The sequence below is a fragment of the Parabacteroides sp. AF18-52 genome (assembly GCF_003479145.1).
In the GTDB taxonomy this organism is placed as follows: Bacteria; Bacteroidota; Bacteroidia; order Bacteroidales; family Tannerellaceae; genus Parabacteroides; species Parabacteroides faecis.
The window spans coordinates 248,948-262,961 of the sequence record NZ_QUGR01000005.1; the positions used below are offsets into that span (position 1 = coordinate 248,948).

Below are 14,014 nucleotides of genomic sequence, written 5' to 3' on the forward strand. Positions count from 1 at the left end.
CAAACTTGTTAATCACTCTTATAACCGGAACCTTTATATATTTTATTTGTTTTAAGCAGTAAAATATACGTCAAAACTATGGATAGTGTAAGTACCTCTAAGAAAACGCCCAGCAAAAGTATGATATGGCTTATTGTCATATTGGTTATCGCCGTCATTATTGCCTTTCTATGGTGGTGGAACTATCGTAAATATATTTCGACCGACGATGCCAACCTCGACAGTTACCGGGTAAGCGTCGCTGCACAGGTCATGGGGCCGATGGTCCGGCAATATGCATGGGAAGGCGATACGGTCAAAGCCGGTATGATCCTTGCCGAACTCGACAGCAGCAGCATTATCGCAGAGTTACAGGAAGCCGTTGCCCGCCGTGAACAAATGATAGCTAACCTGAAACTGGAAAAAGAAAACCTCAACACCGCTGTCAAAAACCTTCAACTGGCTGAAATAGCTTACCATCAAGCAGAAGTAAACTATCAACGGGATAAAAAATTATACAGCACCAACGCCGTTTCGCAGGAAACATTCCAGGATGCGGAAGACAGTTGGAAAAGTACAGGCATCAAAGTGGATATGGCCAAAGACCAGATCAAGGTATCACGTGCACAGATCGCATCCGGTGAAGCAGCGATCGCCTCGGCTGATGCCGCTATTGAATCCACCCGTGTTTCATTAGGCTATTACCGCATTATAGCTCCGACAGATGGTGTAATAGCGAAACGATGGTCATTGCCGGGCGATATGATCCAGCCCGGACAAACGCTTTTCACCATTAATGAAGGGAAAGACCTGTGGGTAGCCGTTTACCTGGAAGAAACTAAATTCAAAACGATTCGTTTAGGACAATCTGCCGATTTCACCTTGGATGCTTATCCCGGACTTACCTTTACCGGAAAAATATTCTATATCGGAATGAATACAGCATCCGAATTTTCATTGATTCCTCCGAATAATGCTTCCGGAAATTATACGAAAGTAGCCCAACGCATCCCACTAAAAATATCCATCGACAGCGTAAAAAAAGGCAAAGAAAAAACCGGAATGCCCAAACTGGTATCAGGTATGTCTGCAACCGTTAAGATCATCAAGGAACAATAATGGGGAAAGACGAAAATACAAATAGCGGAGCTTACAAATGGCTGGTATTAGGCAATATCATGATCGGGACTTTTATGGCCGTACTGGACTCGACCGTGGTAAATACCGGACTGCCAGCCATCATGGGGACACTCGGTGCCAGTATCAATACAGCCGAATGGGTGTTGACAGGGTATATGCTGGCCATTGCGAGTATCCTTCCGGCTGCGGCATGGCTATCCGACCGGTTCGGGTATAAACGCATTTATTTCCTTTCTCTACTGGTTTTTACCTTCGGCTCTTTCATGTGCGGGAACTCTACCTCTATCGAAGAACTAATCTTCTGGCGTGTAATCGAAGGGTTGGGCTGCGGAGCTATCATGCCGGTCGGCATGGCTATTGTCAGTAATGTATTCCCTCCGGAACAACGAGGCACTGCACTCGGCTTCTGGGCTATTGCATCTGCGGCATCCGTTTCGTTCGGCCCTTCTATCGGTGGTTATCTGGTTGATAACCTGAACTGGAATTATATATTTTATGTAAATGTACCGGTTGGGATAATAGCTTTATTCGTCACTGTCGTTTTACAAAAAGAATACAAAGCAGAGACAGTACAGCCTTTTGATATTCCCGGATTCATCACTTCCGGTATCTTTCTGCCTTTATTCATGTACGGATTGTCGGAAGTCAACTCTTCAACCAATACGCAGGGCTGGAACAGTCCCATCGTATTAGGTTCGATGTGGATATCGGCCATTATGTTCATTCTATTCATTTATATAGAGCTGACTGTAAAATATCCACTGATCAACCTGCGCATATTCAAAGACAGGAATTTCACCCTGGCAAATGTGATGATGTTCATCTTCGGGGTAGGTATGTTCGGAAGTACCTTCCTGATTCCGCTTTACTTGCAGAATAATCTGGGATATTCAGCCCTCCAGGCCGGTATGTTCTTCATTCCCGTAGGGATCATTCAGGGTTTCTGCTCCCCTACCGCCGGCGCCCTGGGACAAAAGATAAATCCTAAAATATTGATCGCAGGCGGACTGATCCTGATGGCTTTGAGTTTCTATCTCAACATCTTCCTGTCATTCCTGACCGAGAAATGGTATATCATGATGAGCCTGTATCTCCGTGGTATCGGTATGGGAATACTTTTCACGCCTCTGTTGACACTTTCGCTTGCCAATATCCGCATAGACATGATGGCACAGGCTTCTAGCCTTACCAACATCATCCGGCAGATGGGTGGTAGTTTCGGTGTGGCTATTTTCAGCCATGTACTTACGCAACGTACCAGTTACCACACCCAACGGTACAGCGAAGCACTGAATTATACGGGAGAAATATACCACCAGACCATCGACAAACTAAGTGCCTTCGCCTTGCAAACAACCGGGGCAACGGAGGGAACCGCCAAATCACTTGCCGAACAACTGATACTCGAACGCCTCGACCTGGAAGCCTATATAGGCGGCATCAATGACGATTTCTATATTGCATTTATCGTGACGTTACTTTGCCTTGTTCCTGTATTCTGGCTCAGGAAAGTAAAAAAGGGGAAAACAACTAAACAATAGTAATCATCCACTCTATTTTCCTATCAACTTTCCACGATTTTATCACTTTCTGCACAAAAATTGCTTGTATTTGAAAAATAATGTGTAATATTGCCCCTGCAATAAGCAACAAAAACAAGAAATAGAACCGAATGATTGCAGGTATAGCATATTATACATGGGCATTGATGACCCCTTGGGGGGTTAGAATTTAAACACTACGCATCAGTGGACAGTTGACAAGTGACAGTTGACAGATAAATGTCACTAATGGTCAATTATCCTTTTTTCACTTTATCAAGTTATCCATATTAATAATTCAAGTTGACTTTTACATGTTACAAAAGTCCTTTTCGGGCAATTGTCAACTGTCAATTGTCAACTGTCAACTATAAAAAGATGAAAGTATTGAAATTCGGCGGAACGTCCGTAGGTTCCGTGAATAGTATTCTGAGTGTTAAGAAGATAGTAGAGGCTATTGAAGAGCCTGTAATCGTTGTCGTATCTGCATTGGGCGGCATTACCGACAAACTGCTGGCAACATCTGCCATGGCAGCCAAAGGCGATGTAGGATACGAGAGAGAATTCTCCGAAATCATAACACGCCACCTGGACGTGATCCAGGGAGTTATCCCGGACAAGATGCAACGTATCGAGGTACAGAAGAAAGTGATGAGCCTGTTGGACGAACTGGGAAATATCTTCAAAGGTGTGTACCTGATCAATGATCTGTCGGTCAAGACATCCGATACGATCGTCAGCTATGGGGAACGTATCTCTTCTTTGATCGTATCCAATGTGATTGAAGATGCCAAATTATTCGACTCCCGGAAATTCATCAAGACAATCAAACAGTTCAATAAACATACTGTAGATTTCGAGAAAACCAACCAACTGATCAAAGAGACATTCAATCCGCTGCCGAAAGTATCGCTCGTTCCCGGTTTTATCTCTTCGAGCACAGAAAACGGAGAAGTAACGAACCTGGGACGCGGAGGTTCCGACTATACCGCATCTATCCTGGCTACAGCCCTCGATGCTTCCGTTCTGGAAATCTGGACGGATGTGGACGGCTTTATGACAGCCGACCCACGTGTGATCAGTTCGGCATACGTTATCGACCGGTTGACATTTACCGAAGCTATGGAGTTGTGTAACTTCGGAGCCAAAGTGATCTATCCGCCGACGATCTACCCGGTTTATCATAAAAATATTCCTATCCGCATCCTGAATACATTTAATCCGGAAGCACCAGGTACTTATATCTCCAAGGAAAAAGTAAAGGAAGAAGGAAAAGCCATCATCAAAGGTATTTCTTCCATCAATGATACTTGCCTGATCACCGTACAAGGTTTAGGTATGGTCGGTGTGATCGGTGTCAACTACCGTATCTTTAAAACACTGGCTAAAAACGGTATCAGTGTATTTATGGTATCACAGGCAAGTTCTGAAAACAATACGACCTTCGCTGTCCGTAATGCCGATGCAGACCTGGCAGTAGAAGTCCTGAACGAAGAGTTTGCCCTTGAACGTGCCCAGGGAGACATGAACGATACGGTTGCCGAGAAAGATCTGGCGACAGTCGCCATCGTCGGAGAAAATATGAAACGCACACCGGGTATTGCAGGCAGACTGTTCGGTACACTGGGTAGTGCAGGTATCAGCGTGATCGCTTGTGCACAAGGCGCTTCCGAAACAAATATTTCTTTCGTCATCAAGCTCAAATACCTACGCAAGGCATTGAACTCTATCCATGATTCCTTTTTTCTGTCACAATATAAGGTATTGAACCTGTTTATTGCAGGAGTAGGAACAGTGGGTGGTAATCTACTGGAACAGATACGTATTCAGCAACCTAAACTGATGGAACAAAACGGTCTGAAGCTGAATGTGGTAGGGATCGCCAACAGTAAACGCGCTCTTTTCCTGCGTGAAGGTCTGAACCTGGAAAACTGTATCGACGAACTGAAGAAGAACGGAGAAGAAAGTTCTCCCGAACACCTGAAAGACGAGATACTGAAAATGAATATCTTTAATTCCGTATTTGTGGATTGTACGGCAACCCCGGCAGTATCCGACCTGTATGAAACATTACTCTATAATAACGTTTCGGTTGTGGCAGCCAATAAGATCGCAGCTTCTTCTTCTTACAGCAATTATATCAAGCTGAAAGAAACAGCCCGTCACCGCGGTATCAAATTCCTGTTTGAAACAAACGTAGGAGCCGGACTTCCTATCATCAATACGATGAACGACCTGAGAAACAGCGGTGACCATATCCTGAAGCTGGAAGCAGTTCTTTCAGGTACATTAAATTATATATTCAATACACTCAGTGCAGATATACCTTTCAGTAAAGCGATCCTGATGGCAAAAGAAGAAGGTTATTCAGAACCTGATCCTCGTATCGACCTGAGTGGTAAGGATGTATTGCGTAAACTGGTAATCCTGGCACGCGAAGCCGGTTATAAGGTTGAACAGGAAGATGTAAAACGCAATCTGTTCGTTCCGGACAAATACTTTGAAGGTTCGCTTGACGACTTCTGGTGCAAAGTAAAGGAACTGGATGCCGGATTTGAAAGCAAACGCCAGCAACTGGAAGCCGAAGGTAAACGTTTTCGTTTTGTTGCCAAGATGGAGAAAGGTGCCTGTGAAATCGGTTTACAGGAAGTGGATAGCCACCACCCGTTCTACGAACTGGAAGGCAGCAACAACATCATTATGATCTCTACCGAAAGATACCACGAGTATCCTATGATAATAAAAGGTTATGGAGCCGGAGCCGATGTAACGGCGGCAGGTGTTTTCGCCGATATCATTTCCATAGCTAATATTCGATAAATCCGAAGATGATTAAATTATAGCCACATTCCGGTAACCTCATTAAACAAAGGTTATCGGAATAGGTTATTGTTTTTCCACACCTTCTTTAATTCTCAATAAAGATGAAAAGTATTATTATTTTAGGAGACGGAATGGCAGATGAGCCAATCGAGTCATTAGGAGGCAAAACCCCTATGCAATATGCAGACACTCCCTATATGGACAAACTAGCAGCCTTGGGAGTCACCGGACAAATGAAAACCGTTGCCGACGGATTCCATCCGGGAAGCGAAGTTGCCAATATGGCCGTATTGGGATACGACCTGCCTAAAGTATATGAAGGACGCGGCGTATTGGAAGCAGCAAGCATTGGCGTCACCTTGCAACCTGGAGAGATGGCTATGCGCTGTAATCTTATTTGTGTTGAGGGAGAGATCCTGAAGAATCATTCTGCCGGACATATCTCTACCGAAGAAGCCGACGAGCTAATCCAATACCTCAACGAAAAACTTGGTTCCGACAAAGTTAAATTCTATACCGGTGTTTCATACCGCCATCTGCTGGTCATCAAGAACGGCGATAAACGGCTGGATTGTACCCCACCCCATGATGTTCCTCTCCACCCCTTCCGTCCGCTGATGATCAAACCGGAAGCACCGGAAGCAAAAGAGACAGCCGACCTGTTGAATGACCTGATCCTGAAGTCGCAGGAACTATTGAAAGATCATCCGGTCAACCTAAAGCGTATAGCGGCGGGAAAAGATCCGGCAAACAGCATTTGGCCCTGGTCTCCCGGTTATCGTCCTGCTATGCAGACCATGCAGGAAATGTACGGCTTCGGGAAAGGTTCTGTTATTTCGGCAGTCGATTTAATACGGGGTATCGGAGTCTATGCCGGTCTGGAAGTCATCAACGTGGAAGGTGCAACCGGTCTGTACGATACAAACTATGAAGGGAAAGCATATGCTGCCCTTGAAGCATTGAAAACAAACGATTTTGTTTACCTCCACGTGGAAGCAAGCGATGAAGCCGGTCACGAAGGAGATGTAGAACTGAAAATAAAAACAATCGAATATCTGGATAAACGGGCGATCCGTATCATCTACGAAGAACTACAGAAATGGGATGAACCGGTAGCTATCGCCGTACTCCCCGATCACCCGACCCCTTGTTCGATCCGTACCCATACCAATACCCCCGTTCCTTTTCTGATCTATAAACCCGGACAGGAACCGGATGCAGTCACCCGCTTCGACGAGTTCAGTGTACTGAACGGAAAATATGGCGTACTAGAAAAAGATGAATTTATAAGAGAATTATTATGAAATATTACAGCACAAACAAACAAGCTCCCCTGGCTACTCTCGAAGAAGCTGTTGTAAAAGGCCTTGCAGGAGACAAAGGGTTATATATGCCCGAGCGTATTGTCCGTCTGGATGAAGCGACAATCAAGAATATGAAGAATCAGTCTTTCCACGAAATAGCCTGTACAGTAGCACAAGCTTTCTTCGGTGAAGATATTGAAACGGAGACATTAAACGAAATCGTAAAAGATACGTTGTCATTTGAAACGCCGGTAGTAAACGTCAGTGAAAACATTTATAGCCTTGAGCTTTTTCACGGTCCGACACTTGCATTCAAAGATGTTGGCGGCCGTTTTATGGCACGTTTGTTGGGATATTTCATTAAGAAAGAAGGCTTGAAGCAGGTCAATGTACTGGTTGCCACTTCAGGAGATACCGGAAGTGCCGTAGCCAACGGATTTTTAGGCGTGCCGGGTATCCATGTGTATGTACTTTATCCGAAAGGAAAAGTAAGCCCGATTCAGGAATGCCAGTTCACAACACTCGGACAAAACATCACAGCCCTGGAAATAGACGGTACTTTCGATGATTGCCAGGCATTGGTAAAATCAGCTTTTATGGATGATGAATTGAACCGTCACATGAAACTGACCTCTGCCAATTCGATCAATGTAGCTCGTTTCCTGCCGCAATCGTTTTACTATTTCAATGCATATGCACAATTAGATAAAATAGGTAAAGCGGATAATCTGGTGATATCTGTCCCCAGCGGTAACTTTGGAAATATCACTGCCGGTCTTTTCGCCAACTGGATGGGATTGCCTGTTAAGCGCTTTATCGCCGCCAATAATCGCAACGATGTATTCCTCGAATATCTGAAAACAGGTGTTTACACTCCACGTCCTTCTGTTGCAACCATAGCAAACGCCATGGATGTCGGCGATCCGAGTAACTTTGCCCGTATCATGGATTTGTTCGATATCTATAACGATAAACATAAAGAAATATGCCAGCGCATCAACGGATACCGCTTTACCGATGAAGAGATCGAACATACGATCAGATATGTATATAAAAATGACGGATATCTGCTCGACCCGCATGGGGCTTGTGGTTTCCAGGCTTTGATACAGAACGGACTTGATGCAAACGAGACCGGTCTTTTCCTTGAGACAGCCCATCCGGCTAAGTTTAAAGGAACCGTCGACCGTATTCTGGAAACAGATATAGAAATCCCGGCTAAGTTGAAGGCTTTCATGCAGGGCACAAAACAAAGTATTGAGCTCAGTAAAGATTTTGAAACATTCAAATCTTACCTGATGACCCAATAACAGAATATAAAAGTAAAATGTCCCTTTGGGTTATTACCGGGAGGGACATTTCACCCATCCTAAAAAATTTCCCTCCACAAAGACTAATTCATAAATAATTACATCCAATAGAATGCAGGATGCAGCTTTTTTATCTTTCTGAGCATCTTAATGAAAAGTAAGAAATAATGTCTTATACCGATAGGGGTTTTTGACAGATTTCTGTCTTACATATAAAATTTAAATAAGACTGAAATGAAATACGTATTATTCATTGCCATGGATGTTGCAGTATATCCTTTTTTACTGTTATTCTATATCGCAAAATGTATTTTTGAAAAAATACAACCGATACATTGATTTTCACTACAAGTAGAAGTAAATACAATTCAGACCAAACAAACATTTCCCTAAATGTCCATTTGGCCTGAATTGCGTTATTTTATTTGAAAACCTTTTTTATAGCTTCTAAAAAGCCATATTTATATTCTGTATCCGGTTCCAGATAACTTCCTTCTCCCCATTCATTCCAGGCATTGATCGTTACTAAAGGAATCTGATCCGGATGTTTATCCACAAACTCTTTGGCTTTGTAAAGGAATTTCTCGAATTTTTGAGGCGTAACTCCTGATACAGCAGGCTGTGGACCACCGGGGAAACGAGGATTATTATCCCAGTCGATAGAGACATGCGGAAAATAAGGGATAGAAAAATTTTCACTGAATTCTTTATATTTGGAAACAGCTTTTTCTCCCCAGGAGGCATAATCCTGATTAGCCGGGACAAAATGGCACCATTGATAATTGGTCAAACTATTAAAACCTAAATATTTGACTGTATTCTCCTGAGTCTCCGACTTATCTCCCGGAACAGCCGATAATGTTGCCGGAAGGGCACCCCACAAAATAGCCTGCAAATGAACACCTGGCAAGCCTGCTTTCATACATTTCTCTCTAAAATGGTCTAATGCTTTCTTTGCCTCTTCCATGCCACCCAAACCATTAATGAATGTACCCAGTTCATAAATGGCAAACACCGGTTTTCCATCTATTCTATAATAATTAGGCTTCATAAAATAGTCCTTGATAACGTGATCCGTAAAACGATCAAAAATATCAAAATCCACTTCTCCCTTCCAAAACACTTTACTTTTATCCGGTTCCTTAGGATCCAGATAAGTAGTATGTGTATGATTAGCCCACATTAAATAGAAATTCATTTTTTCATTATTCCCGGCTTTCAGGAAACCATCATTCAAGACCCTCTCCAAAAAAGGTTTGTCATCATACCAATACCAGTCAAATATAAATGTGTTAACTCCATATTCAAGTGCTGTATCGATAACTTTCTCCTGAACTTTCGGATCCGCCTCATCCAAATATCCCCACAGAGGAACCCTGGGTTGCCGATGCCCTTCAAATTTCGGTTTTGCCTTATAGATAGCTTCCCATTCTCCCTTTCCATCCGGGAAAACACCCATCTCTTTAAAGCGCGGATCATCCTGATAAGCTGGCCAGATATAAGCTGCAATATCATACTTTTGCTTATTCTGCTGAGAAAACACGTAAGAACTCAGCAAGAATAACGCACTCAATAGATAATATCTCATAAATTATAACCTCAATTAAAATAACTATTCTCTATTTTTCATCCACAAACACGCTCTTTACTGCGTCCAAATAGCCATATCCAAATACATTACAAGGCATCAGATAACTAGTCTCCGTCCATTCATTCCAACTATTTATCGTTATCAGCGGTTTCTGCTTCGGATGCCGGTCGGCAAAAGCTTTAGCACGACGAAGTGCTTTTTCAAAATTTTCGGGTGTATTATTCTTCACAACTGCACTTACACCTGTACGGGGACTATTATCCCATCCCACACTTATATGAGGATAGTAAGTAAAGTCATAAGAAGAATCAATGCGTTCCCATTCTTTTTCAACCGCATCCATAATTACATTATAATCTTCATTTACATTCGTAAAATGAGCAAACTGATAATGAGTTCCGCTAGTGAATCCTAATTTCTTTACGAATGAATTCTCCGGATTCGTTGTTTTTCCAGCATCGAACCCACTATAGTTCATATTAATGGACCACATCGTTATCTGCAACTCAAGTCCGGGAAACCCTGCCTTTTTCGTTTCTTTCTTAAACCATTCCAAAGCATCTGCTGTTTCTTCGACTCCTCCCAAACCTGCTATTAACTGTGGTATATCATAAATCATAAAAACAGGTTTTCCGTCTATCTTATAATATTGAGGATGTTTGAAATATTTCTCGATATTACGTTTGCAGATCTTTTCAAACTCCTGACGGTCCACTTTGCCGGTCCAGATCACATTATCTTCTTTGACTCTGGCCAGGCGGGTATCCCAGACATTCACCACATCATGGTTCGCCCACATCAGGTAGAACTGCATTTTATCCACATTATCAGCTTTGAGGAAACCATTATCCAAAGTTGTCTCCATAAACGGACGACCATCAAACCAATACCAGTCAAAAATAAAAACATTTACACCATGCTTTGTTGCCTGTTCTATCTCCATCGACATAACCGAAGGATCTGCTTCATTAATATATCCCCACAGAGGTTTGCGGTCCCAATAATGTCCGGGATTTCTCTTTTGCATTGTCATAACAGTCTCCCACTCACCTATTCCCATCGGCCAGAACGGACGTAAACGCGGATCGTCAGAAGCATACGCCGGATAGAGAAATGCTGCGATATCATACTTCTGCTTCTTTCCTTGTCCAAACAAAAGGATCGAGCAACACAAAAACACAAATAATAAACACAATCGATTTTTCATATTTTCTATTCTTTATTAAAAACACTTTTTACAGCTTCCAGATAGGACATTCCGTTTTTCGTATCGGGTTCCAGATAACTACCTTCCGTCCATTCATTCCAACAATTGATATTTAAAATACGCGGGCCATCAGGGTCTGCCAATAATCTATCCCGGGTCATTTGTAAAGCTTTTTTGAAATTTGCCGGAGTATTATTCGACATCGTGTTCGTATAAGGATAGCCATAATTACTACCACTCCACTCCTTCTCCTGATTCGTTCTCGGACTTGGATCCCATCCCATAGTTACATTCGGATAATAAGGAACTCCATAATCTTTCACGGCATTATCCCAATGTTCCAGGTATTTATCCCTGACATAATTAAAATCGGTTTCAACCTGCGGCAATCCGACATGATGAATCCAGACATAAGAAGTCGCAGAATCGAACTTCAACTTTTCTAATAATTCTCTATTGTTCAGCGGAGCATCCTGACCGGGCAAAATTGCCGTACTCCAAGCTACCAAATTCCAATGTATCCCCTTCAATCCGGCATCAATAGCTTTCCGATCTAATTTTTTCATTTCTTTTATCGTAGCTTCCAAAGAACCGAAACTATTAATAAAATTTTGAATATCATAAATAGAGAAATAAGCCTTCCCATCTATCAACCAATAATTTGACTTAGTAAAATATTGCTCGATCAAATTATCACCAATACGATCGAACATTTCAGAGGTAACCTTTCCGTTATATAAATAATCATGTTTATCACCAGCAGTATAAGGATATAATTCCATCCAGTCGTGGTTTGCCCACATAAGAGCAAATTTAATGGAATCAGTATTCGATGCGTGAAGAAAACCTTCATCCAGACAACGGTTTAAAAAAGGTTTCCCCTCATAGGTATACCAATCGAAAATAAACACATCGATACCATGCGTCGATGCAGCCTGTATTTTCTGCTCCATCACTTTGGGGTCTTTTTCGTCAGTATATCCCCATGCTGGTACTTTAGGCTGATAATGACCATCAAAGCGAGGTTTGGCATGCTTTACCAACTCCCATTCCGACCAGTTTTCAAAATGCTGACGGCTAATACGCAAATCGGTAGTATCACGTGTATGATAATTAGGGAAATAATAGCACGCTACTGTAATTTCATCACTTACATCTTTCGCCTGACTCATACCCGTTGCAGTAAAAGCCAGCATAATCAAACAAATAATTACTTTTAGATTCATATCTTATTTTTTCTTTCATAAAAACGATCAGTCCAGATCCATTACCTGAAACTGACCGTTTTTATTAAATTTATTTATATCCTGGATTTTCTACCATATTAGGATTGCTAGACGTTCTGCTCAAAGTTATAGGCAAATAATAATTTTCCTCTTTGAACAACGGTGTAGAAACACTTCCGTCGATATTATCCAGAATTTCCAGTTTATATTTTTTCTCATCATCTGTATAACTAGAATAGTCTAATATATATCGAAGACCAGAAAAACTTCTTGATAATTCAGTGGTTGCAGTTCTCCAACGTCTGACATCCCAATACCGGTGTCCTTCAAATGCCAGTTCGACTTTTCTTTCATGACGTATCTTATCCTGGCTGATCTCTTTCAGCGAGGCAATTCCGGCACGTTCCCGTATCTGATTGATAGCATCCAAAGCTTCACCATTCTTACCTAATTCATAAGCAGCTTCCGCTAAATTCAGTAAGGTTTCCGCATAACGGAATAATAAGAAATCCTGGGAAGAAGTAGCCCATGCAGACTCTGTTCCTGCCATATTATCATGAGATTCATCCAAATATTTCATTACACCAAAACAAGTACCTTCCAGATCCTGATCGCCTGTACATAACACTCCCTTGTAAGAATCCTTCGTCATAATCGTCCCATCCGGTAAAAGCAAGCCATTATGGTAGTCCACAAAGCTACCTTTCCACGGAGTTTCCTGTGTATATATCGTTGCAAAGAAACGAGGATCCTTTTTCCCCCACAACTTATCCATAGTCCACAGACCATTCTCCACTTCTGAACGGTTCAGTTTTCCGGGAGTACCATCCACATACTCAAAATCTTCCACTAACTCCAGATAAGGACCGTCCAGGTTACCTCTGTTCCAACCCTGGGGACGAGGACACTGAAAGAAATCAACAGCCCATCCATTTCCACCTGTTATCAAACCGTTTGAACTATCGTGTCTTTTTGCAAAGATAACCTCACTATTATTTTTAACTAAAAATATATTTTTAAAGTTTGTTACTTTATCCGCATCCTGATCATATAAAGCAAATTTTCCGCTATTTATGATCTCCTTGGAAGCATCATAAGATATCTGATAAAAATCCTTTGCCTTTTCTGCAGGGATTCCCACTACTCCATCCAATTGCACCTTACCGAACTGTGCAATACTTGCAGCGTATAAAGCTGCCCGCGACTTCAAAGCCAAAGCAGCATATTTCGTTGCACGTCCCAGGTTTCCGCTTCCGGCCTCTTCCGGCAATTCATTAGCTATTTCACTTGTTTCAGATATAATAAAATTATAGACGGCTTCTTCCGTATCCCGTTTAGGATATAATTCTTCCTCCGGATCAGTCAACTGCTGCGCTTTCAAAATCAAGGGAACACCACCATAACGTTTTGCCATGGCAAAATAAGAAAAAGCTCTCAAAAAACGAGCTTCTGCAACTCGAGTACCTTTAAGATCCTGATTTAACGGAGATTCCGGGACTTTTTCTATAAATTCATTGATTTTACGGATAGGATCATATCCCCACCAGTCCAACAAACCACCATCAATTTTTAGTCCGCCAAACTTATAATTATATCCGGTCATAGCTTCTCCCCAATCTCTCCATTGAGACAAGCATTCATCAGAAACATGGTTCACAACGAATGCAGGGAAATAGCCATCACCTTGCCAACCTGCACCACCACTTTCATTTCCAAAATAAGACATGTGATAGTAACATTGAACTAAATAAGCTTCAATCAAAGCTTCATCATTCCATACAGCTTCATCAGAGATAATATCTAATGGAGTTTTGTCCAGAACATCTGAACAGGAAACAAAAGATGAAGCGATTATCATTAATGACAAAAATATTTTTTTCATACGATTAGACT

9 protein-coding genes are annotated in these 14,014 nt (G+C 42.0%); 5 read left to right on the forward strand and 4 right to left on the reverse strand.

Annotation, left to right across the window (positions count from 1 at the left end; genetic code table 11):
* Nucleotides 1-78 precede the first annotated feature (78 nt).
* The 5 genes from DWX23_RS11215 (at nucleotide 79) to thrC (ending at nucleotide 8,097) form a co-directional block, all read left to right on the forward strand.
* A complete protein-coding gene (locus DWX23_RS11215; protein WP_122374535.1) occupies nucleotides 79-1,098 on the forward strand; it encodes an HlyD family secretion protein in 1,020 nt (339 codons plus the stop codon).
* Complete coding sequence (locus tag DWX23_RS11220) at nucleotides 1,098-2,660, forward strand: DHA2 family efflux MFS transporter permease subunit (RefSeq protein ID WP_122374536.1); 1,563 nt, start codon at nucleotides 1,098-1,100, stop codon at nucleotides 2,658-2,660. Before DWX23_RS11215 ends, DWX23_RS11220 begins: the two co-directional genes overlap by 1 nt.
* Before the next feature lie 378 nt (nucleotides 2,661-3,038).
* Nucleotides 3,039-5,480 carry a bifunctional aspartate kinase/homoserine dehydrogenase I gene (gene thrA / locus DWX23_RS11225; protein ID WP_122354097.1) on the forward strand — a complete coding sequence of 814 codons (2,442 nt, stop codon included), beginning with the start codon at nucleotides 3,039-3,041 and terminating at the stop codon, nucleotides 5,478-5,480.
* 104 nt (nucleotides 5,481-5,584) lie between these two features.
* Nucleotides 5,585-6,787 carry a cofactor-independent phosphoglycerate mutase gene (locus DWX23_RS11230; protein WP_122374537.1) on the forward strand — a complete coding sequence of 401 codons (1,203 nt, stop codon included), beginning with the start codon at nucleotides 5,585-5,587 and terminating at the stop codon, nucleotides 6,785-6,787.
* Nucleotides 6,784-8,097 (forward strand): threonine synthase, encoded by a 1,314-nt coding sequence (gene thrC, locus DWX23_RS11235; protein ID WP_122374538.1) that lies wholly within the window; start codon nucleotides 6,784-6,786, stop codon nucleotides 8,095-8,097. The genes DWX23_RS11230 and thrC overlap by 4 nt, the downstream gene beginning before the upstream one ends.
* A 421-nt stretch (nucleotides 8,098-8,518) precedes the next feature.
* On the opposite strand, the gene DWX23_RS11240 is transcribed toward thrC, so the two are convergent.
* The 4 genes from DWX23_RS11240 to DWX23_RS11255 all read right to left on the reverse strand — a co-directional run bounded on the left by DWX23_RS11240 (nucleotide 8,519) and on the right by DWX23_RS11255 (nucleotide 14,003).
* On the reverse strand, nucleotides 8,519-9,685 hold the full coding sequence (locus DWX23_RS11240) for a glycoside hydrolase family 99-like domain-containing protein (protein ID WP_122374539.1): 1,167 nt from the start codon (nucleotides 9,683-9,685) through the stop codon (nucleotides 8,519-8,521).
* A gap of 31 nt (nucleotides 9,686-9,716) precedes the next feature.
* Nucleotides 9,717-10,895 carry a glycoside hydrolase family 99-like domain-containing protein gene (locus DWX23_RS11245; RefSeq protein WP_122374540.1) on the reverse strand — a complete coding sequence of 393 codons (1,179 nt, stop codon included), beginning with the start codon at nucleotides 10,893-10,895 and terminating at the stop codon, nucleotides 9,717-9,719.
* A 5-nt stretch (nucleotides 10,896-10,900) separates the two neighbouring features.
* Complete coding sequence (locus DWX23_RS11250; protein WP_122374541.1) at nucleotides 10,901-12,121, reverse strand: glycoside hydrolase family 99-like domain-containing protein; 1,221 nt, start codon at nucleotides 12,119-12,121, stop codon at nucleotides 10,901-10,903.
* Between the two features lie 70 nt (nucleotides 12,122-12,191).
* Complete coding sequence (locus tag DWX23_RS11255; RefSeq protein WP_122374542.1) at nucleotides 12,192-14,003, reverse strand: RagB/SusD family nutrient uptake outer membrane protein; 1,812 nt, start codon at nucleotides 14,001-14,003, stop codon at nucleotides 12,192-12,194.
* Nucleotides 14,004-14,014 lie beyond the last annotated feature (11 nt).

Bases quoted from the DNA above. Each gene is read 5' to 3' on its own strand.
- DWX23_RS11215 (WP_122374535.1), top strand. From the start codon at position 79: ATGGATAGTGTAAGTACCTCTAAGAAAACGCCCAGCAAAAGTATGATA.
- DWX23_RS11220 (WP_122374536.1), top strand. From the start codon at position 1,098: ATGGGGAAAGACGAAAATACAAATAGCGGAGCTTACAAATGGCTGGTA.
- thrA (WP_122354097.1), top strand. From the start codon at position 3,039: ATGAAAGTATTGAAATTCGGCGGAACGTCCGTAGGTTCCGTGAATAGT.
- DWX23_RS11230 (WP_122374537.1), top strand. From the start codon at position 5,585: ATGAAAAGTATTATTATTTTAGGAGACGGAATGGCAGATGAGCCAATC.
- thrC (WP_122374538.1), top strand. From the start codon at position 6,784: ATGAAATATTACAGCACAAACAAACAAGCTCCCCTGGCTACTCTCGAA.
- DWX23_RS11240 (WP_122374539.1), bottom strand. From the start codon at position 9,685: ATGAGATATTATCTATTGAGTGCGTTATTCTTGCTGAGTTCTTACGTG.
- DWX23_RS11245 (WP_122374540.1), bottom strand. From the start codon at position 10,895: ATGAAAAATCGATTGTGTTTATTATTTGTGTTTTTGTGTTGCTCGATC.
- DWX23_RS11250 (WP_122374541.1), bottom strand. From the start codon at position 12,121: ATGAATCTAAAAGTAATTATTTGTTTGATTATGCTGGCTTTTACTGCA.
- DWX23_RS11255 (WP_122374542.1), bottom strand. From the start codon at position 14,003: ATGAAAAAAATATTTTTGTCATTAATGATAATCGCTTCATCTTTTGTT.